This is a genomic window from Streptomyces sp. NBC_00045 (assembly GCF_045041095.1).
In the GTDB taxonomy this organism is placed as follows: domain Bacteria; phylum Actinomycetota; class Actinomycetes; order Streptomycetales; family Streptomycetaceae; genus Streptomyces.
On sequence record NZ_CP108271.1, the window covers coordinates 6804647 to 6824859 of the forward strand.

18 protein-coding genes and 1 riboswitch are annotated in these 20213 nt (G+C 72.4%); of the genes, 17 read left to right on the forward strand and 1 reads right to left on the reverse strand.

The window, feature by feature from the left end:
• The first annotated feature begins 4 nt into the window (after positions 1-4).
• The 12 genes from OHA65_RS31550 to OHA65_RS31605 all read left to right on the forward strand — a co-directional run bounded on the left by OHA65_RS31550 (position 5) and on the right by OHA65_RS31605 (position 12909).
• Positions 5-886 (forward strand): glycosyltransferase family 2 protein, encoded by an 882-nt coding sequence (locus OHA65_RS31550; protein WP_371646724.1) that lies wholly within the window; start codon positions 5-7, stop codon positions 884-886.
• Positions 887-982: 96 nt separating this feature from the next.
• The gene (locus OHA65_RS31555) at positions 983-1918 is read left to right on the forward strand and encodes an ABC transporter permease (protein ID WP_327279532.1); all 936 of its coding nucleotides are present in this window, start codon (positions 983-985) and stop codon (positions 1916-1918) included.
• Positions 1911-2693 carry an ABC transporter ATP-binding protein gene (locus OHA65_RS31560; protein WP_327279533.1) on the forward strand — a complete coding sequence of 261 codons (783 nt, stop codon included), beginning with the start codon at positions 1911-1913 and terminating at the stop codon, positions 2691-2693. Before OHA65_RS31555 ends, OHA65_RS31560 begins: the two co-directional genes overlap by 8 nt.
• A gap of 344 nt (positions 2694-3037) precedes the next feature.
• The gene (gene hpnC, locus OHA65_RS31565; protein ID WP_327285857.1) at positions 3038-3967 is read left to right on the forward strand and encodes a squalene synthase HpnC; all 930 of its coding nucleotides are present in this window, start codon (positions 3038-3040) and stop codon (positions 3965-3967) included.
• Positions 3964-4944 carry a presqualene diphosphate synthase HpnD gene (gene hpnD / locus OHA65_RS31570; RefSeq protein ID WP_327279534.1) on the forward strand — a complete coding sequence of 327 codons (981 nt, stop codon included), beginning with the start codon at positions 3964-3966 and terminating at the stop codon, positions 4942-4944. Before hpnC ends, hpnD begins: the two co-directional genes overlap by 4 nt.
• A complete protein-coding gene (locus OHA65_RS31575; RefSeq protein ID WP_405762923.1) occupies positions 4941-5081 on the forward strand; it encodes a hypothetical protein in 141 nt (46 codons plus the stop codon). The genes hpnD and OHA65_RS31575 overlap by 4 nt, the downstream gene beginning before the upstream one ends.
• A complete protein-coding gene (gene hpnE, locus OHA65_RS31580) occupies positions 5078-6457 on the forward strand; it encodes a hydroxysqualene dehydroxylase HpnE (RefSeq protein WP_327279535.1) in 1380 nt (459 codons plus the stop codon). The genes OHA65_RS31575 and hpnE overlap by 4 nt, the downstream gene beginning before the upstream one ends.
• A gap of 50 nt (positions 6458-6507) precedes the next feature.
• Complete coding sequence (locus tag OHA65_RS31585; RefSeq protein ID WP_405762924.1) at positions 6508-7608, forward strand: polyprenyl synthetase family protein; 1101 nt, start codon at positions 6508-6510, stop codon at positions 7606-7608.
• A 117-nt stretch (positions 7609-7725) separates the two neighbouring features.
• The gene (shc, locus tag OHA65_RS31590; protein WP_327279537.1) at positions 7726-9780 is read left to right on the forward strand and encodes a squalene--hopene cyclase; all 2055 of its coding nucleotides are present in this window, start codon (positions 7726-7728) and stop codon (positions 9778-9780) included.
• A complete protein-coding gene (locus OHA65_RS31595) occupies positions 9777-10454 on the forward strand; it encodes a 1-hydroxy-2-methyl-2-butenyl 4-diphosphate reductase (protein ID WP_327279538.1) in 678 nt (225 codons plus the stop codon). The genes shc and OHA65_RS31595 overlap by 4 nt, the downstream gene beginning before the upstream one ends.
• A 5-nt stretch (positions 10455-10459) precedes the next feature.
• Positions 10460-11491, forward strand: a complete 1032-nt coding sequence (gene hpnH, locus OHA65_RS31600; protein WP_327279539.1) for an adenosyl-hopene transferase HpnH — start codon at positions 10460-10462, stop codon at positions 11489-11491.
• Positions 11488-12909: an aspartate aminotransferase family protein gene (locus tag OHA65_RS31605; protein WP_327279540.1), complete on the forward strand. Its 1422-nt coding sequence runs from the start codon at positions 11488-11490 to the stop codon at positions 12907-12909. Before hpnH ends, OHA65_RS31605 begins: the two co-directional genes overlap by 4 nt.
• Before the next feature lie 23 nt (positions 12910-12932).
• On the opposite strand, the gene OHA65_RS31610 is transcribed toward OHA65_RS31605, so the two are convergent.
• Positions 12933-13754, reverse strand: a complete 822-nt coding sequence (locus tag OHA65_RS31610) for a tyrosine-protein phosphatase (protein WP_327279542.1) — start codon at positions 13752-13754, stop codon at positions 12933-12935.
• Between the two features lie 278 nt (positions 13755-14032).
• Positions 14033-14240, forward strand: a riboswitch (cyclic di-AMP (ydaO/yuaA leader).
• A gap of 4 nt (positions 14241-14244) precedes the next feature.
• Between OHA65_RS31610 and OHA65_RS31615 the strand changes: the two genes are divergently transcribed.
• From OHA65_RS31615 to OHA65_RS31635, 5 genes are all read left to right on the forward strand, one after another.
• Positions 14245-15213 carry a LysM peptidoglycan-binding domain-containing M23 family metallopeptidase gene (locus OHA65_RS31615; RefSeq protein WP_371645394.1) on the forward strand — a complete coding sequence of 323 codons (969 nt, stop codon included), beginning with the start codon at positions 14245-14247 and terminating at the stop codon, positions 15211-15213.
• 165 nt (positions 15214-15378) lie between these two features.
• Positions 15379-16164, forward strand: a complete 786-nt coding sequence (locus tag OHA65_RS31620) for an SGNH/GDSL hydrolase family protein (RefSeq protein WP_327279544.1) — start codon at positions 15379-15381, stop codon at positions 16162-16164.
• A gap of 218 nt (positions 16165-16382) precedes the next feature.
• Complete coding sequence (locus OHA65_RS31625; protein WP_405762926.1) at positions 16383-17582, forward strand: MBL fold metallo-hydrolase; 1200 nt, start codon at positions 16383-16385, stop codon at positions 17580-17582.
• A gap of 236 nt (positions 17583-17818) precedes the next feature.
• Positions 17819-19747 carry a sensor histidine kinase gene (locus OHA65_RS31630; protein ID WP_405762928.1) on the forward strand — a complete coding sequence of 643 codons (1929 nt, stop codon included), beginning with the start codon at positions 17819-17821 and terminating at the stop codon, positions 19745-19747.
• A 35-nt stretch (positions 19748-19782) separates the two neighbouring features.
• On the forward strand, positions 19783-20211 hold the full coding sequence (locus OHA65_RS31635) for a roadblock/LC7 domain-containing protein (RefSeq protein ID WP_327285858.1): 429 nt from the start codon (positions 19783-19785) through the stop codon (positions 20209-20211).
• Positions 20212-20213: the final 2 nt, after the last annotated feature.

Genomic DNA, 20213 nt, shown 5'->3' on the forward strand with positions numbered 1-20213 from the left:
GCCGATGCGGCTGGGCGCCGTGATCATCACCATGGGCAACCGCCCCGACGAGCTGAAGGCGCTCCTCGACTCGGTGGCCCGCCAGGAGGGGGACCCGGTCGAGGTCGTCGTCGTGGGCCAGGGCGTCAAGGTCACCGACGTGGCCGACCTGCCGCCGGGCGTGCGCACCGTCGACCTGCCCGAGAACCTGGGCATCCCCGGCGGCCGCAACGTCGGCATCGAGGCCTTCGGACCCGGCGGCAGCGAGGTCGACGCCCTGCTCTTCCTCGACGACGACGGGCTGCTGGAGCGCACCGACACCGCCGAGTTGTGCCGGCAGGCCTTCACCGAGGACCCGAAGCTCGGGATCGTCAGCTTCCGGATCGCGGATCCGGAGACCGGCGAGACCCAGCGCCGGCACGTACCCCGGCTGCGCGCCTCGGACCCGATGCGCTCCTCTCGCGTCACCACCTTCCTGGGCGGCGCCAACGCCGTCCGCACCAGGGTGTTCGAGCAGGTCGGAGCGCTGCCCGGAGAGTTCTTCTACGCGCACGAGGAGACCGATCTGGCCTGGCGCGCGCTCGACGCAGGGTGGCTGATCGACTACCGGGCGGACATGGTGCTCCTGCATCCGACCACCGCCCCCTCCCGGCACGCGGTCTACCACCGTATGGTTGCCCGTAACCGGGTGTGGCTCGCCCGCCGGAACCTGCCCGCCCCGCTGGTCCCGGTCTACCTGGGCGTCTGGCTCCTGCTGACGCTCCTGCGCAGACCGTCGGCACCGGCGCTCAAGGCCTGGTTCGGTGGGTTCAAAGAGGGATGGACCACCCCCTGCGGTCCCCGGCGCCCCATGAAGTGGCGCACGGTCTGGCGGCTGACCCGGCTGGGCCGACCGCCTGTCATCTGACACGCCCGTGTCTGAGAACATGACGCGATCACGGGCCGAGCGCCCCAGGCCCGATGCCACCTTCTGCCGCATCTTGAAGACGGAAAGTTTCATCTTGTGAGTGACACAACCCAGGATGGCGCCCTCGCCACGAGCATGCCGCCGTCCGAAGACGCGGGGCTGACCCCGGCGGACCTCGCCGGGAAGTACGGCCTGTCCGTCAGTGGCGCCCGGCCGACCCTGGCCGAATACGTGCGCCAGCTCTGGGACCGGCGCCACTTCATCATGGCGTTCTCCCGGGCCAAGCTGGTCGCCCAGTACAGCGAGGCGAAGCTCGGCCAGATCTGGCAGGTGGCGACCCCGCTGCTCAACGCGCTGGTCTACTACCTGATCTTCGGCCTGATCATGAACGCGGGCCGGGGCATGGAGAAGGGGGTCTACATCCCCTTCCTGGTGACGGGCATCTTCGTCTTCACCTTCACCCAGAGCTCGCTGATGGCGGGCGTCCGGGCCATTCCGGGCAACCTCGGCCTGGTCCGCGCCCTGCACTTCCCGCGCGCCTCCCTGCCGATCTCCTTCTCGATGCAGCAGCTCCAGCAACTGCTGTACTCGATGATCGTCGTGGTGATCGTCACGGTGGCGTTCGGCAACTACCCGAAGCTGTCCTGGCTGCTGGTCATCCCGACGCTGGCGCTGCAGTTCGTCTTCAACACCGGCCTCGCGCTGGTCTTCGGGCGGATGGGTTCGAAGACCCCCGACCTCGCGCAGCTGATGCCGTTCATCACGCGTACGTGGATGTACGCCTCGGGCGTCATGTTCTCGATCAGCGGGGCGCTCAAGGACAGGCACGTGCCCGAGTGGGTCACGGACGTGCTCCAGTGGAACCCTGCGGCGATCTACATGGACCTGATCCGGTACGCGCTGATCGACGACTACGGCCGGCACAACCTGCCGCCGCACGTCTGGGCCTTCGCCGTCGGCTGGGCCGTCGTGATCGGTCTCGGCGGTTTCGTGTACTTCTGGAAGGCTGAGGAGCGTTACGGCCGTGGCTGAGAACAACCGGGGCAACGTCCCCACCGTCATCGCCGACGACGTGCACATCGTCTACCGCGTCAACACCGGCAGCTCCGGCAGGGGCAGTGCCACCGCAGCGCTGAGCAAGATAATGCGCCGGGGCAAGGGCGACGCGCCCGGCGTCCGCCGGGTCCACGCCGTGCGCGGAGTCTCCTTCACGGCGTACCGCGGCGAGGCCATCGGCGTCATCGGCTCCAACGGCTCCGGCAAGTCCACCCTGTTGCGCGCCATCGCGGGTCTGCTGCCGTGCGAGTCCGGCAAGGTCTACACCGACGGCCAGCCCTCGCTGCTGGGCGTCAACGCCGCACTGATGAACGACCTCACCGGCGAGCGCAACGTGGTTCTCGGCGGTCTCGCCATGGGAATGAGCCGCGAGCAGATCAGGGAGCGCTACGACGACATCGTCGACTTCTCGGGCATCAACGAGAAGGGCGATTTCATCTCGCTGCCGATGCGTACGTACTCCTCGGGTATGGCCGCGCGCCTGCGCTTTTCCATTGCCGCGGCCAAGGACCATGACGTTCTGATGATCGACGAGGCCCTGGCCACCGGTGACCGGAAGTTCCAGGTGCGTTCCGAGGAGCGCATCCGCGAACTGCGCAAGCATGCCGGAACCGTTTTCCTGGTGAGCCACAACAACAAGTCCATCCGCGACACCTGCAGCCGCGTGCTGTGGCTGGAGAAGGGTGAGCTGCTGATGGACGGGCCCACCGAAGAAGTCGTCTCGGCCTACGAGAAGGCGACCAGCGCCTGATCGTGCTCTTCGCCCGCCCCCGTCGCCCGAGAGCGGCGGGGGCTTCGGCATGTCCGGGGCGCCCGGCGTCCGACATTCAGTAGCGGAGCGAATACCCGAGAGGCTGCCGCGGCGTTGTACAGCGTAAGCTGGAGCAGTCCTGAATCACGCCAGAGGGGACGATTCCCCGCAGGTGAACGGCCTGGGGTACCCCGGGAAAGTCCGGCGGCGTGTCCGAAATGGGATGTATTGGGTCGGCAGTGTAGAACGGGAGACGTGACGGCAATGGCTACGGGAATTCTCCGGCCCCCAGGCATTACGGCCGTCCCCCGCGCGGGCGGCGGGCGGTGACCCGCGGGCACGGTATCCGGCCCCGGCGGGACGAGGCCCCCACAGCCCCCGACGCCCACGCGCACGCCACCCTCGGCAAGGCGCGGACGGAGAACTTCCCCGTCGCCCCGTTCTTCCTCCCCCGCGCCTGGCGCGACGGCCTGATGGCGGTGTACGGGTACGCCCGCCTGGTCGACGACATCGGCGACGGCGACCTCGCCCCCGGTGGGCACGACGCCGTCCTCCTCGGCCTCGACCCCGCCGCGGTGGACGACCGGCTCGCGATGCTCGACGCCTTCGAGGCCGACCTCCACCGCGTCTTCGGGGGCCCCGGCGGCCCGCCGCGCCACCCCCTCCTGCTGGCCCTCCAGCCCGTGGTCCGCGCCCACGGCCTCACCCCCGAGCCCTTCCTCGGGCTCATCGAGGCCAACCGCCAGGACCAGCGGGTCACGCGCTACGAGACGTACGGGGACCTCCTCGCGTACTGCGAGCTGTCCGCGAACCCCGTCGGCCGCCTCGTGCTGTCCCTCACCGGCACCAGCACCCCCGAGCGGATCCGCCGCTCCGACGCCGTCTGCACCGCCCTGCAGATCGTCGAACACGTACAGGACGTCGCGGAGGACCTCGGCCGGGGCCGCATCTACCTCCCGGCCGAGGACATGCGCCGCTTCCACGTGGGTGAGGCCGACCTCAAGGCCCACCGCGCCGGCGCGTCCGTGCGCTCCCTGGTCGCGTTCGAAGCCGAACGCGCCCGCGACCTCCTGAATGAAGGCACCCCGCTCGTGGGTAGCGTGCACGGCAGGCTCCGGCTGCTGCTCGCGGGCTTCGTGGGAGGAGGGCGTGCCGCCCTGCGAGCCGTCACCGCCGCCGGCTTCGACGTACTCCCCGGCCCGCCCAAGCCCACCAAGAGCGGCCTGCTCCGCGAGGTGGCCGCCGTCCTGCGCACAGCGCCGAGAAAGGGGTGAGCCCGACCGTGGAGGGTTCCGCACACACGTCCGCAGCATCCGCGCCGTCCGCAGCGGTCCTGGCGGCCTACAGCTACTGCGAGGCCGTCACCGGTTCACAGGCGCGCAACTTCGCGTACGGGATCCGGCTGCTGCCCTCCGACAAGCGGCAGGCGATGTCCGCGCTGTACGCCTTCTCCCGGCGGGTCGACGACATCGGCGACGGCACCCTCGCCCCCGACGCCAAGCTGGCCCGGCTCGAAGACACCCGCACCCTCCTCGGCCGGATCCGGTCCGAGGAGATCGACGAGGACGACACCGACCCGGTCGCCGTCGCCCTCGCCCACGCCGCCCGCCGCTTCCCCATCCCGCTCGGCGGCCTCGACGAGCTCATCGACGGCGTCCTGATGGACGTCCGCGGCGAGACCTACGAGACCTGGGACGACCTCAAGGTCTACTGCCGCTGCGTCGCCGGAGCCATCGGCCGGCTCTCCCTCGGAGTGTTCGGCACGGTGAACACCGGCGGCCTCGGCGCGTCCGACGCCGCGCGCGCCGGCGAGTACGCCGACACCCTCGGCCTCGCCCTCCAGCTCACCAACATCCTGCGCGACGTCCGCGAGGACGCCGCCAACGGGCGCACCTACCTGCCCGCCGAGGACCTCGCCAAATTCGGCTGCACCGACGGCTTCGCGAGCGACCGGATGCCCGCCGGCTCCGACTTCGCCGGGCTCGTCCACCACGAAGTCCGGCGCGCCCGCGCCCTGTTCGTCGAGGGCTACCGGTTGCTGCCCATGCTCGACCGGCGCAGCGGCGCCTGCGTCGCCGCCATGGCCGGCATCTACCGGCGCCTCCTCGACCGCATCGAGAGAGAGCCCGAGGCCGTCCTGCGCGGCCGCGTCTCGCTGCCCACGCACGAGAAGGCGTACGTCGCCGTCCGCGGTCTGTCCGGCCTCGACGCGCGGACCATCTCGCGCCAGAGCACACGGAGGCGGCCGTGACCGCGCCGACCGGCCCGACGCCCCCGACCGCCGCCGCCGCGACCCCGTCCGGCGGGGCCCCCCACGCAACCCCCGCCGGGGCGGGCGCGTCCGTCCCGGCGGGCGCTGCAGGCAACGGCAACGGGGAGACCGCATGAGCGGCAGCGACGACCGCGCCGTCGTCATCGGCGGCGGCCTCGCCGGAGTGACGGCCGCCCTCGAACTCGCCGACGCCGGACTGCGGGTCACCCTGCTCGAAGGCCGCCCGAGGCTCGGCGGACTCGCCTTCTCCTTCAAGCGCGGCGACCTCACCGTGGACAACGGTCAGCACGTCTACCTGCGCTGCTGCACCGCCTACCGGTGGTTCCTCGACCGCGTCGAGGGCGCCGAGCTCGCCCCGATCCAGGACCGGCTCGACGTACCCGTACTCGACGTCGCCCACCCCCGCGGCCCGCGCCTGGGCCGGCTGCGCCGCAGCGCCCTGCCCGTCCCCCTGCACCTGGCGGGATCCCTGGCCCGCTACCCGCACCTCTCGCTCGCCGAGCGGGTGAGCGTCGGCCGCGCCGCCCTCGCACTGCGCCGGCTCGACCCCGCCGACCCGGCGCTGGACGGCCTGGACTTCGCGACCTGGCTCGGACGGTACGGCCAGAGCCCGCGCACCATCGAGGCCCTGTGGGACCTCGTCGGCATCGCCACGCTCAACGCCACCGCCGACCAGTGCTCGCTGGGCCTGGCCGTCATGGTCTTCAAGACCGGCCTGCTCTCCGAGAACGGCGCCGCCGACATCGGCTGGGCCTCGGTCCCCCTCGGCGACCTGCACGACACCCTCGCCCGCAAGCAGCTGGACGCCGCCGGGGTGCGCACCGAACTGCGCACCCGCGTCACCGCCGTCTCCCGTACGCAGGACGGGAACTGGCAGGTCGACACCGAGGGCGAGTCCTTCGGCGCGGGCACGGTCGTCCTCGCCGTGCCGCAGCGCGAGGCCCACGCCCTGATGCCGCACGGGGCCCTCGCCGACCCGGACAAGCTCCTCGACATCGGCACCGCGCCCATCCTCAACGTGCACGTGGTCTACGACCGCAAGGTGGTCAAGCAGCCCTTCTTCACCGCCCTCGGCTCGCCGGTCCAGTGGGTGTTCGACCGTACGGACGCCTCCGGGCTGCCCGACGGCGGCCAGTACCTCGCCCTGTCCCAGTCGGCCGCCCAGGACGACATCGACGAGCCCGTCTCGGTGCTGCGCGCGAAGTACCTGCCCGAGCTGGAACGGCTGCTTCCGGCCGCGCGGGGCGCCAAGGTACGGGACTTCTTCGTCACCCGGGAGCGCACGGCGACGTTCGCCCCCACCCCCGGCGTCGGCCGGCTGCGCCCCGGGGCGCGGACCGACACGCCGGGCCTCTACCTCGCCGGTGCGTGGACCGCCACCGGTTGGCCCGCGACCATGGAGAGCGCCGTGCGCAGCGGACTGAGCGCGGCGCACGCCGCACTCGCCGCCCTCGGCCGCCACCGGGAGCACCCCCTGCAGGAGGCGGCATGACGACCACCAGCACGACCGGAACAGCACGTACAGGACACAGAGGAGAGCCAGTGAACCCGGGGAATCCGGCTGTCGAGAACACGGACGCCGGCAACGGCGCAGCCGGAGGAAGCGCGGAGAAGGCGGACACGGTCGCCCTCCTGGAGCGCGGCCGCACGCTGTCGACCCCCGTGCTCCGCGCCGCCGTCGACCGCCTCGCGGCGCCCATGGACACCGTCGCCGCCTACCACTTCGGCTGGATCGACGCCGAGGGCAACGCGGCGGACGGGGACGGGGGCAAGGCCGTGCGCCCCGCCCTCGCGCTGCTCTCCGCCGAGGCCGCGGGAGCCGCGGCCGAGGTCGGCATCCCCGGCGCGGTGGCCGTCGAGCTCGTCCACAACTTCTCGCTGCTGCACGACGACCTGATGGACGGCGACGAGCAGCGCCGCCACCGCGACACCGTGTGGAAGGTGCACGGCCCGGCCCTCGCGATCCTGGTCGGGGACGCGCTCTTCGCCCTCGCCAACGAGGTCCTGCTGGAACTCGGCACCGTCGAGGCGGGCCGCGCCGCACGCCGGCTCACCACCGCCAGCCGCAAGCTCATCGACGGCCAGGCCCAGGACATCTCCTACGAGCACCGCGAGCGCGTCAGCGTCGAGGAGTGCCTGGAGATGGAGGGCAACAAGACCGGCGCCCTGCTCGCCTGCGCGGTCTCCATCGGCGCCGTCCTCGGCGGCGCGGACGACCGTACGGCCGACAAGCTGGAGGAGTACGGCTACCACCTGGGCCTCGCCTTCCAGGCCGTCGACGACCTCCTCGGCATCTGGGGCGACCCGGAGTCCACCGGCAAGCAGACCTGGAGCGACCTGCGCCAGCGCAAGAAGTCCCTGCCGGTCGTCGCCGCCCTCGCGGCGGGCGGCCCCGCCTGCGAGGAGCTCGCGCAGCTGCTCGCCGCCGACGCCAAGAGCAACGATTTCGAGAACTTCTCGGAAGAGGAGTTCGCGGCGCGCGCCGCGCTCATCGAGGCCGCGGGCGGCCGCGAGTGGACCGCCGAGGAGGCACGCCGCCAGCACGCGATCGCCGTCCGCGCGCTGGACGACGTGGACATGCCGCAGACGGTGCGCGAACAGCTCGTCGCCCTCGCCGACTTCGTCGTCGTGCGCAAGAGGTGATCGCCACCCGAGCACGGATATGACTCGCGAGTCGCCGGCCGGCGCGGCCTGACAGGAGCGCCCGGCCGACGGCATACCCCAGCACAGCAGAGGACGACTGCCACGTAAGGGGAAGCCATGACAGCGACGACCGACGGCGCCGGTACCCCCGGCACCGGTCCGGATGACCACATGCCCGACCCGGGCGTATGGGGTGCCGTCCGATTCCACCCGGACGAGCCCGCCGGTACGGCGCAGCCGCGCGGGTCGGCCGGGACGGCCGGGAGCCCGCCGGACACCGCACGGGGGGCGCAGGAGGCCGCCGCGCGGGCGACCCGGCACCTGCTGGCGCGCCAGGACGCGGCCGGGTGGTGGAAGGGCGACCTGGAGACCAACGTCACCATGGACGCCGAGGACCTGCTGCTGCGCCAGTTCCTCGGGATCGGTGACGAGGCCACCACGCAGGCCGCCGCCCTGTTCATCCGCGGCGAGCAGGCCGCGGACGGCACCTGGGCCACCTTCCACGGCGGGCCGCCCGAACTCTCCGCCACCATCGAGGCGTACGTCGCCCTGCGGCTCGCCGGGGACGCACCCGACGCCCCGCACATGGCCCGCGCCTCGGCCTGGATCCGGGCCCACGGCGGGATCGCCGCCGCCCGCGTCTTCACCCGGATCTGGCTGGCCCTCTTCGGCTGGTGGAGCTGGGACCACCTGCCCGAACTCCCGCCCGAGCTGGTGTTCTTGCCGCCGTGGGTGCCGCTGAACATCTACGACTTCGGCTGCTGGGCCCGCCAGACCATCGTCCCGCTGACCGTGGTCTCCGCAAAGCGCCCCGTCCGCCCGGCCCCGTTCGCCCTCGACGAGCTGCACACCGACGCACGGCGCCCGTACCCCGCCGTCCGCCCGGCCCCGCTGGCCAGTTGGGAAGGCGTCTTCCGGCGGATGGACAAGGCCCTGCACGTCTACCGCCGGTTCGCACCGCGCCGGCTGCGCAAGGCCGCGATGGACACCGCCGCCCGCTGGATCATCGAGCGCCAGGAGAACGACGGTTGCTGGGGCGGGATCCAGCCCCCCGCCGTGTACTCCGTCATCGCCCTGCACCTGCTCGGGTACGACCTGCAGCACCCGGTGATGCGGGCCGGCCTGGAGTCCCTGGACCGCTTCGCGGTGTGGCGCGAGGACGGCGCCCGGATGATCGAGGCCTGCCAGTCCCCGGTCTGGGACACCTGCCTCGCCGCCATCGCCCTGGCCGACGCGGGCCTGCCGCCCGACCACCCGGCCCTGGTGAAGGCCGCCGACTGGATGCTCGGCGAGGAGATCGTCCGCACCGGCGACTGGGCGGTGCGCCGGCCCGGACTCGCCCCCGGCGGCTGGGCGTTCGAGTTCCACAACGACACCTACCCCGACATCGACGACACCGCCGAAGTGGTCCTCGCCCTGCGCCGGATCCGGCACCCGGAGCCGGCCAAGGTCGAGGCGGCCATCGCCCGCGGGGTCTCCTGGAACCTCGGCATGCAGTCCGGGAACGGCGCCTGGGGCGCCTTCGACGCCGACAACACCAGCCCGTTCCCGAACAGGCTGCCGTTCTGCGACTTCGGCGAGGTCATCGACCCGCCGTCGGCCGACGTCACCGCCCACGTGGTGGAGATGCTCGCGGTCGAGGGAAAGGCGGCCGACCCGCGGACCCGCCGCGGCATCGCCTGGCTGCTCGCCGAACAGGAGCCCACCGGCGCCTGGTTCGGCCGTTGGGGCACCAACTACGTGTACGGCACCGGGTCGGTGGTCCCGGCCCTGACCGCCGCGGGCTTCGCCCCGGCGCATCCCGCGATCCGGCGGGCCGTGCGCTGGCTGGAATCCGTACAGAACGAGGACGGGGGGTGGGGCGAGGACCAGCGCTCCTACAAGGACCCGGCGTGGGCGGGAAAGGGGGCCTCGACCCCCTCCCAGACCGCCTGGGCGCTGATGGCGCTGCTCTCGGCGGGGGAGCGCTACGGCGAGGCCGTCGAGCGCGGCATCGCGTACCTGGTGGAGACCCAGCGCGAGGACGGCACCTGGGACGAGCCGTACTTCACCGGCACCGGCTTTCCCTGGGACTTCTCCATCAACTACCACCTGTACCGGCAGGTGTTCCCGCTCACCGCGCTCGGCCGCTACCTGTACGGGGAACCCTTCGCGGCGGGGGAGCCCCGATGACCGACGACCGGGCCGCCGGGCCCGAACCGCCCGCCCCGCTGCTGGTCGCCTGCGCCCTGCGCATCGAGCAGGCGGCCCTGCGCAGCGGCGGCGGCCGGGGCGCGGGGCGCCCGGAGCCGGGCTACAGCGTCCTGCGCACCGGCATGGGCCCGCGCGCCGCCGAACGCGCTGTCGGCCGGACGCTCGCCGAGCCGGGGCTGCGCCGCGCCCCCGTCCTCGCCACCGGGTTCTGCGCCGGGCTGGTCCCCGGCATGAGCCCCGGCGACCTCGTCGTCGCCGAGGAGACCCGAGATCCGCGGGGCACCGTCGTGTGCGACGGCACCGCCCTGCTCGCCGAGGCACTGGCCCGGGCCGCTCCGGGCCGGACCGTGCACACCGGCGCACTGACCGGATCCGACCACGTCGTCCGCGGCCAGGAGCGCTCCCAGCTGCGCGCCACCGGCGCCATCGCGGTCGACATGGAGTCCGCGGCCACCTTGTGGACCGCCGCCCGGGCCGCCGAAAGTGGCTGGAACCGTCCGGTTGCGGCCGTCCGGGTGATCGTGGACGCTCCGGAGCATGAGCTCGTCCGCATCGGCACGTTCCGCGGTGGAATATCGGCCTTCCGCGTACTGCGTGCCGTACTGCCCGCGTTTCATGACTGGCACCGTTCTTTGTTGCTCCCCAGGAGGTGAGCCAGATGGCCATGCCACTGCGACAGTCCATCAGGGTCGGGACGTATCTTCTCGAACAGAAGCTCCGCAAGCGTGAGAAGTTCCCGCTGATCGTCGAGCTGGAACCGCTCTACGCCTGCAATCTGGCCTGTGAGGGGTGCGGGAAGATCCAGCACCCGGCAGGCGTGCTCAAGCAGCGCATGCCGGTCGCCCAGGCCGTCGGCGCCGTCCTGGAATCCGGCGCGCCGATGGTGTCCATCGCGGGCGGCGAGCCGCTGATGCACCCGCAGATCGACGAGATCGTCCGGCAGTTGGTGGCCCGGCGGAAGTACGTGTTCCTCTGCACGAACGCGATGCTGCTGCGCAAGAAGATCGAGAAGTTCACCCCGTCGCCGTACTTCGCCTTCGCCGTGCACATCGACGGGCTGCGCGAACGCCACGACGAGTCGGTCGCCAAGGAAGGCGTCTTCGACGAGGCGGTGGCCGCCATCAAGGAGGCGAAGAGGCGCGGTTTCCGGGTCACCACCAACTCCACCTTCTTCAACACCGACACCCCGCAGACGATCATCGAGGTGCTCAACTACCTCAACGACGACCTCAAGGTCGACGAAATGATGATCTCGCCCGCCTACGCCTACGAAAAGGCACCCGACCAGGAGCACTTCCTCGGAGTCGAGCAGACCAGGGAACTCTTCAAGAAGGCCTTCGCGGGCGGAAACCGGCGTCGCTGGCGGCTCAACCACTCGCCGCTCTTCCTCGATTTCCTGGAAGGCAAGGTGGATTTCCCCTGCACCGCCTGGGCCATTCCGAATTACTCCCTCTTCGGCTGGCAGCGCCCCTGCTATCTGATGAGCGACGGCTACGTACCGACGTACCGGGAGCTGATCGAGGACACCGACTGGAGCAAGTACGGCCGCGGAAAGGACCCGCGCTGCGCGAACTGCATGGCGCACTGCGGCTACGAGCCGACCGCCGTCCTCGCCACCATGGGCTCCCTCAAGGAATCCCTGCGCGCGGCCCGGGAGACCATCGGCGGCAACCGGGACGCGTCGGCATGACGTCCGCGTCGGGAGGGGGCGGGGGAGCCGACCGGGGCAGCGGGTTCGACCTAGGCGCCCTGCTGGCCGAGCGCGGCGCGGAGCGGTACGAGCTGCACGCGCGGCACCTCAACCACCAGCTGCCCCGGATGCTGCACACGATCGGCTTCGACAAGGTCTACGTACGGGCCGAAGGCGCGCACTTCTGGGACGCCGAGGGCAACGACTACCTGGACATGCTGGCCGGGTTCGGCGTGATGGGCCTGGGGCGGCACCACCCGGTGGTCCGGCGTGCCCTGCACGACGTCCTGGACGCGCAGCTCGCCGATCTGACCCGCTTCGACTGCCAGCCGCTGCCCGGGCTGCTCGCGGAGAAACTGCTCTCGTACAGCCCGCACCTGGACCGGGTCTTCTTCGGCAACAGCGGCACCGAGGCCGTGGAGACCGCCCTGAAGTTCGCCCGGTACGCCACCGGGCGGCCCAGGATCCTCTACTGCGACCACGCCTTCCACGGCCTGACCACGGGCTCCCTGTCCGTGAACGGGGAGGGCGGCTTCCGGGACGGCTTCGCGCCGCTGCTGCCCGATACGAAGGTCGCCCTCGGGGACCTGGCCGGCCTGGAGCGGGAACTGCGGCGGGGCGACGTCGCGGCGTTCGTCGTCGAGCCGATCCAGGGCAAGGGCGTGCTGGCGGCCCCGCCCGGCTTCCTGCGCGCGGCGCAGGAGCTGCTGCACCGGCACAAGGCGCTACTGATCGCGGACGAGGTGCAGACGGGCCTCGGCCGGACCGGCGATTTCTACGCGTACCAGCACGAGCCGGGCGTGGAACCGGACCTGGTCTGCGTGGCCAAGGCGCTGTCGGGCGGCTACGTGCCGGTCGGTGCGACCCTCGGCAAGGACTGGATCTTCAAGAAGGTCTACTCGTCCATGGACCGGGTGCTGGTGCACTCCGCGAGCTTCGGATCCAATGCGCAGGCGATGGCGGCCGGGCTGGCGGTGCTCTCCGTCATGGAGGACGAGTCGGTGGTCGCGAACGCGCGCGCGACGGGCGACTTGCTGCGCGGCCGGCTTGCCGCCCTCGTGGACGAGTACGAACTGCTCCACGAGGTGCGGGGGCGGGGCCTGATGATCGGTATCGAGTTCGGGCGGCCGTCCTCGCTGGGGCTGCGCAGCCGGTGGACCGTGCTCCAGGCGGCCCGCAAGGGGCTTTTCGCGCAGATGGTCGTGGTGCCGCTGCTACAGAAGCACCGGATCTTGACCCAGGTGTCGGGGGACCATCTGGAGGTCATCAAGCTGATCCCGCCGCTGATCGTGGACGAGGCGGACGTCGACCGGTTTGTCACGGCCTTCCGCGAGGTCATGGACGAGGCGCACGGCGGGGGCTCGCTGATGTGGGACTTCGGCAGGACGCTGGTGAAGCAGGCCGTCGGCGGCGGCTGACGGCCTGCTCCGCAGGACGCGACCTAGCGGTCGAGCAGCCGGTCCCGGAGTCGGTCGAGGGTCTCGGGCGCGAGCCCGAGGCCTTCGGCGAGGTACCGGTCGACCCCGCCCCAGTGGCCGTCGATGGTCTCGAACGCCGCCGTCAGGTACTCGGCGCGGGCGTCGAAGAGCGGCGCGAGCAGCTCCATCACCTCGGGCGCGCGGGCTTCGGGCGCGTCGCTGCCGCGGCGCACCCGGTAGCGGCGGTGCGGGGCGTTGGACTCCAGGTAGTCCGCCACGATCGCCTCGCGCTCGACGCCCAGCGCGAGCAGGGTGACGGCGATCGACAGGCCGGCCCGGTCCTTTCCGGCCGCACAGTGCATGAGCGCCGGAACGCTGTCCTCGGCGAGGGCGTGGACGACCCGGCCGTGCTCGGCGGTGCGGTGCTCGACCATCGAACGGTACGAGTTGGCCATCCGGGCGGCGGCCTTTCCGTCGCCGAGCAGTCCGCGGAGCTGCCCGACGCCACCGTCGCGGACCATCTTCCAGAATTCCTTGCCGTCGGCCGGATCCGACAGCGGAATGTTGACGTTCCGGACGCCGGGGAGCTCGACGTCGAGCCCTTCCAGGGCGTGGTCGGCGCCGTTGCGGAAGTCGAAGATGGTGTGCAGGCCGAGCGAAGCGAGGAATTCTGCATCGGTTTCGGTGGCATGCGCCAGATGTCCGCTACGGAATAGTTTTCCCGGCTTGACCCGTCGTCCGTCGGTGGTCGGCAGGCCGCCCACATCGCGGAAGTTGCGCACTCCGGCCAGCTCCGGCTCCGGTACGGGCTCGGTCCGCGGGGGCTGGGGTATCTGCTGGGTCACGGGAACTCCTCCGCGTCGTCGTGGGGTGTCCGAATTGCACTAGTTGGGGCCAACTTGCCATAACCGGAGGCGAGATCGGGCGCAGCCCCGTGAGCCAGATCATACGGTGACCGTGAGTGCCTGATCACCAAAGCCGAAAGGCCCGGCCGGGGCGGTTGTTGACGGCGAGGAATGGACGGAGGGTGACCGGAATTCCGTCGGGCCCCTCACCCTGTTAATGCGTCAGGAAATTCGCGGCTTGTTCCGTGTGGCCGAACTCGATTACCTTCGCGATCGATCCGGATGGACCGCCGAATCCTGCCGCCGTCCGGATACCGCACCCGACTATTCACGCGCGCGGCAGGAGCGGGGGAACCAGGTAAGCCGCTGTTTCCGATCTTCGTATCGGCGCAGCTAGGGGTGAAGCCGTACATGTTCCGCTCATGTGCGGCCGGACATCTCCAGTCCCAACCCGACAGCTCACCTCGCAGGCGACGGAGAGGAATTCGCCATGCCTGCAAAGGGTAAGCACCGCCGTCCCAAGTCCCGTTCCGTGGCACGCGGTTTCGCCGTCGCGGGCACTGGCGGTGCGGCCCTCGCGCTGCCGCTGCTGGGTGCCGCCGGCGCCCACGCGGCCGGTGCCCCTGCCGCCGCACCCGCCACGGCCCCGGTGCAGGCCCCGCAGGCTCCCGCGGCGCTCCGGGCCGCGCCGGCCGCCGCCGTGCAGGCCGCGCCGGCCGTCTACACCGTCGTGCCGGGCGACTACCTTTCCAAGATCGCCCAGGACCGCCACCTCACGGGCGGCTGGCAGCAGCTGTACGCCGACAACCGCGAGGCCGTCGGCGCCGACCCGTCGCTGATCCGCCCCGGGCTGAAGCTGACCCTCGGTGCGAAGGGCGAGGCGGCTCCGGTCGAGAAGCCCGCCCGGACCCCGGCGGAGCGGTCCTCGGCCAAGCAGTCCTCGGACGCGGCCCCCGCCCCCGCCGCGGCGGCCGCGGCCGCCCCCGCCGCTGCTCCCGCGCCCGCCGAGAAGAACACCGCCGCCAAGTCCGCCGCCGGCACGGTCAGTGCCGCCGGGTTCGTCGCACCCGTCGGCAGCACCGGGATCTCCACCCAGTACAAGACCCCCGGCGCCATGTGGTCCAGCGGCTACCACACCGGTGTCGACTTCATCGCGAGCTCCGGCACCACCGTCCGCGCCGTCGGCGCCGGCACCGTGGTCTCCGCCGGCTGGGGCGGCGCGTACGGCAACGAGGTCGTCATCCGGCACGCGGACGGCAAGTACTCGCAGTACGGCCACCTGTCCCAGCTGTCCGTCTCGGTCGGCCAGAGCGTCACGGCCGGCCAGACGATCGGCCTGTCCGGCTCCACCGGCAACTCCACCGGCCCGCACCTGCACTTCGAGATCCGCACCGGGCCGTCCTACGGCTCGGACATCGACCCGCTGGCCTACCTCCGCTCCAAGGGCGTGAGCATCTGACGGCTCGCGCCGTCGGAAGGCAGCTGGACGCGTGAGGCCGGGACCCGAGGGGGGTCCCGGCCTCACGCGCTGTTATTCCGTACCGAACGGGTGGTAAAGATCACGGTCCGTCAACCCCTTCCTACGGTGGCGTAGGTCACGTGTCGGGGTGAAGGATGTGGTCTCGTGGCAGCGACGAAGACGACACTCAAGACCATCGGCTCGTACGCGGCGATCGGGGACAGCTTCACCGAGGGTGTGGGGGACCCGGGGCCCGGGGAGACCTTTCTCGGCTGGGCGGACCGGCTGGCCGTACTCCTGGCCGATCAGCGCGAAGAACACGATTTCCGGTACGCGAACCTGGCCGTGCGGGGGCGCCTCCTCGACCAGATCGTGGCCGAACAGGTCCCCCGGGCCAAGGAGCTCGCACCGGACCTGGTGAGCTTCTGTGCGGGCGGCAACGACATCATCCGACCCGGCAGCGACCCGGACGACGTGGCGGAGCGGTTCGAGGCGGCCGTCGCCGACCTCACCGGGGCCGTCGGCCAGGTCATGATCACTACGGGCTTCGACACCCGCGGCGTACCGGTCCTCAAACACCTCCGGGGCAAGGTGGCGACGTACAGCGCGCACGTGCGCGCCATCGCCGACCGCTACGACTGCCCGGTGCTCGACCTCTGGTCGCTGAAGTCCGTACAGGACCGGCGCGCCTGGGACTTCGACCGGCTGCACCTCTCGCCGGAGGGGCACACCCGGGTCGCGCTGCGCGCCGCCCAGGTGCTGGGGCTGGAGGTGCCGGCCGACCCCGACCAGCCGTGGCCCCCGCAACAGCCGCGCGGCTCGGTGGACGTGACCCGGGACAACATCCAGTGGGCGCGGGAGCACCTGGTGCCGTGGATCGGACGGCGGCTGCGCGGGGAGTCCTCCGGGGACCACGTGGAGGCGAAGCGTCCGGACCTGCTGCCGCTGTAGCCCGGCGGGTGACGGTCGCGGCAGAGCCCGGGGGAAGAGGCCGGGGGGAGACCGGGGCGGGCTGCAAGAGGGGGAGGGGACGGGAGCCGGAAGGCGGGGTGCGAGGCCGGGGGCGCGCGGCGGAATCCTTCGGCGCCGGTGCGCGTTGGGATGGTGATAGACCGGTGTCACGTACGCACGGCATCACGACCATCCGCCCCACCCTCCCAGGAGGCGCTTTGACCGGCTCCCGTCCCCTGCGTCCACGGTTGCGCGCCCTGCGGCCCGAAGCCTTCGGCGCGGACCCCTCCGGCGCGCGCCTGGAGCGGATTCTCCGCTCGCCGAACTTCGCCGACGGCGTGTTCCAGAACCCCGTCGGGGCCCGGACCAGGCCCTCCGGCTCCATGCTGGAGTTCGCCAAGATCTACTTCCACAAGGAGCAGCGGATCAGGCGCAACCCGGGCGCTCCGATCCCGGTCTACTCGACGACGCTCGCCGAGCTGGCGAAGCCACCGGTCAGCGGGCTGCGCCTGACCTGGATGGGGCACTCCGGCGTACTCGCGGAGATCGACGGGCGGCGGGTGCTGTTCGACCCGGTGTGGGGTGAGCGCTGCTCGCCCTTCCCGTTCGCCGGACCCAAGCGGCTGCATCCCGTCCCCGTACCGCTGGCCTCGCTGGGGCCGGTCGACGCCGTGGTGATCTCGCACGACCACTACGACCACCTCGACCTGCCGACCATCAAGCAGCTGGCCGGCACGGACACGGTCTTCGCGGTACCGCTCGGCGTCGGCGCCCACCTGGAGCGCTGGGGCGTCCCGCCGGACCGATTGCGCGAGCTCGATTGGAACGAGGGCACCAAGATCGCGGGGCTCTTGCTGACGGCGACCCCGGCGCGGCACTTCTGCGGGCGCGGCCTGCGCAACACGCAGAACACCCTGTGGGCCTCGTGGGTCGTCGCGGGCGACGAGCACCGGATCTTCCACAGTGGTGACACCGGCTACTTCCCCGGCTTCGGGGAGATCGGCGCCGAGCACGGCCCCTTCGACGCCACGATGATCCAGGTCGGCGCGTACTCGGAGTACTGGCCCGACATCCACATGACCCCGGAGGAGGGCATGCGCGCCCACCTCGACCTCCAGGGCGGCATCCCGCACGGCACGATGCTGCCGATCCACTGGGGCACCTTCAACCTGGCCCCGCACCCGTGGGACGAGCCCGGCGAAGGCACCGTGGCCGCCGCCGAGGCCACCGGGGCGGCGATCGCGCTGCCGATCCCGGGCCAGCCGTTCGAGCCGGGCGCCGCCGACGCTCCCAGCGAGCCGTGGTGGCGCCCGTTCGTGGCGTCGGCCCCGCCCGCACCCGCGACCGGCACCCTCCCCGTCGCGGCCTCGCGGCCTCCGGCCGTGGCGCACGAGGAACCGGAGGCCGTCGGCTCGTAGGCGCCGCTCCGGGGCATCCACAGGCCGGGGGTCGTGCGTCGCACAGGCCACTGCGAACGCACGCCCCCGGCGGATTCGGGCTGTCGTACGAGCGCTCCGCCGGGAGCGGGAAGCACCCCCGTGAAGTTCCCCAACTGGCTGTTAGGGGAGGGATCGTGCGGTCTAGCGTGGGTATTTGGTGATCAACACCGGGCCCCGGAACCCCTGGGGGCCCGGGCCCCACGTAGAGGACGCCGATGTCCGGACTCCGCGCCGCCCGCCACGCCCCGTCGAGACACGCCGTCACCGGTCCCGGCCGGCAGATACACCCCCAGCTGGTCCGCGCCGCCATGCTGCCCACCCTCGCGGCGGCACTCAGCGGAGCCGCCGCGGTGATCTTCACGCTCCAGCTCGGCGGGGGCGCGGGGCAGCGGGACGCCCGGCTGTGGCCGATCCTGGCCGGCTGCGCGCTGCTCGTCGTCGGCGCACTGGCCGCGGCCCTGCTCGGCGCCCAGCGCTCCGCCAAGGCCGTCCGGGACCGCTGCGAAGCCCTGCGCCGCTCCAGCGTGCGCGGACGCCAGGAGCTGCGGACCGCCGCCGAGCGGCTGGAACGCGGCGAGCCGCCGGTCCGCCCGGTCCGCGGGGGTCCGACGGCGCCGCCGCCCGGCAGCGACCAGGCCCGCGTGGACGAGTTCTGGCTGCTCTCCCAGGAGCTGCGCGGCGCCCGCGAACACGCGCACACCACCCTCGTACGGCTGGCCGGACCGGCCGCGCCGTCCGACAGCGACCGCAAGGTCGAGGTCTTCGTCAACCTCGCGCGCCGGCTCCAGTCCCTCGTGCACCGCGAGATTTCGCTGCTCGACGAGCTGGAGGACACGGTCGAGGACCCCGACCTCCTCAAGGAGCTCTTCCACGTCGACCACCTCGCCACCCGGATCCGCCGCCACGCCGAGAACCTGGCCGTACTCGGCGGCGCCGCCTCCCGGCGCCAGTGGACCCGGCCCATCGATCTGAGCGAGGTACTGCGCTCCGCCGTCGCGGAGGTCGAGCAGTACACCCGGGTCAAGGTGGTGCCCCCGGCCGGCGGCACCGTTCGCGGCCACGCCGTCGCCGACGTGGTGCACCTGCTGGCCGAACTGGTCGAGAACGCCACGGTGTTCTCCGCGCCCGACACCGACGTGGTGCTGCGCGCCGAGCGGGTCACCGCGGGCATCGCCGTCGAAGTGGAGGACCGCGGGCTGGGCATGCCGGCAGCCGAGCAGCACCGGATGAACGCCCTGCTCGTCGACCCCGACCAGATCAGCGTCCGGCACCTGCTGGCGGACGGCCGGATCGGCCTGTTCGTGGTCTCGGCGCTGGCCCGCCGCCACGGGATCGCCGTCGAGCTCAAGTCCAACATCTACGGCGGCGTGCTCGCGGTCCTCGTCCTGCCCCAGGAACTGCTGGGGGCGGAGGCGCCCGGCGCCGCCGACGCGCTCGGCGGCTCCCGGGCCACCTCGTGGGGGACGGGGGAGGCCGGCGCGGGCATGCCCCCGCTGGAGCCCGTACGGGTGGCAGTACCGCACCCGCGACCGGAGCCGCACGCGCGACCGGAGCCGCAGCCGCGACCGGAACCGCTGCGACGACCGGAACCGGAGCTTCGACCGGAACCGGAGCCTCGGCCGGGGCCGCGACCCGAACCGGAGCCGGCGGCCGCACGGCCGCCGGCCGCCCCGACCTGGGCGGCGCAGCCCGTACCCCGAGCGGAGACGCGGCCGGGGCCGCGGGCCGTGCGGCAGGCGCCCGACCCCCGGGAGCCGGGACGGGCGTCGGCCGTCGAGACGACCCTGGACCTGGGCCTGGGCCTGGACCTCGGGCTGGACGTCACCCCGGGCGCGGGCCCGGTCGCGGGCCGGGGCACGGCGTCGGCGATGCCCCCGGCCCTGCGGCCGGCCCCCGATTCGGCCGTGCGGGAACCCGCCCTCCCGGTCCCCGTGCACCCGGTGGTTTCCGTACCGGCCGCCCGGACCGATCCGGACCGGCCGCCCCTGCCCCGCCGCCGGGCCCAGCAGCACGTCGCGCCGCAACTGCGGGACGTCCCCGCCCCGCGGCGGGACGACGCACCCGAGCGACCCGTGCACGATCCGGGCCTGATGGCCGCCTTCCAACGGGGCTTCGGCCTCGCCCAGTCGGAGAACCAGCCATGACCCCGACCACTCACCTCGGCAAGGAGCGCACCACCATGGGCGGCGAAGCGGCGACGAAGACCAGTCGGCTCTCGGATCTCGACTGGCTGCTCAGCGGCCTGGTCCAGCGGGTCCCCTACACGCGCAGCGCGGTCCTCCTCACCGCCGACGGCCTCGTCACGTGCGTCCACGGCCTCGACGGCGACAGCGCCGACCACCTCGCGGCGCTGGCGTCCGGACTGTACTCGCTCGGACGCAGCGCCGGATCCCGGTTCGGGGACGGCGCGCAGGTCCGGCAGGTCGTGGTCGAGCTCGACACCGCCCTCGTGTTCGTGTCGGCCGCCGGGGCGGGCACCTGCCTGGCGGTCCTCGCCGACCGGGAGGCCGACGCGGGCGTACTCGGCTACGAGATGGCGATGCTGGTCAAGAGCGTCCGACCGTACCTGGCGGCCCCGCCGCGGCGGCCCGCCAGCGACCCGGAGTGATG

What these genes read in the sequence shown, in the direction of transcription:
- OHA65_RS31550 (WP_371646724.1), top strand. Translation starts at nt 5, where the DNA reads ATGCGGCTGGGCGCCGTGATCATCACCATGGGCAACCGCCCCGACGAG.
- hpnE (WP_327279535.1), top strand. Translation starts at nt 5,078, where the DNA reads ATGAGCGGCAGCGACGACCGCGCCGTCGTCATCGGCGGCGGCCTCGCC.
- shc (WP_327279537.1), top strand. Translation starts at nt 7,726, where the DNA reads ATGACAGCGACGACCGACGGCGCCGGTACCCCCGGCACCGGTCCGGAT.
- OHA65_RS31595 (WP_327279538.1), top strand. Translation starts at nt 9,777, where the DNA reads ATGACCGACGACCGGGCCGCCGGGCCCGAACCGCCCGCCCCGCTGCTG.
- hpnH (WP_327279539.1), top strand. Translation starts at nt 10,460, where the DNA reads ATGGCCATGCCACTGCGACAGTCCATCAGGGTCGGGACGTATCTTCTC.
- OHA65_RS31605 (WP_327279540.1), top strand. Translation starts at nt 11,488, where the DNA reads ATGACGTCCGCGTCGGGAGGGGGCGGGGGAGCCGACCGGGGCAGCGGG.
- OHA65_RS31615 (WP_371645394.1), top strand. Translation starts at nt 14,245, where the DNA reads ATGCCTGCAAAGGGTAAGCACCGCCGTCCCAAGTCCCGTTCCGTGGCA.
- OHA65_RS31630 (WP_405762928.1), top strand. Translation starts at nt 17,819, where the DNA reads ATGTCCGGACTCCGCGCCGCCCGCCACGCCCCGTCGAGACACGCCGTC.
- OHA65_RS31635 (WP_327285858.1), top strand. Translation starts at nt 19,783, where the DNA reads ATGGGCGGCGAAGCGGCGACGAAGACCAGTCGGCTCTCGGATCTCGAC.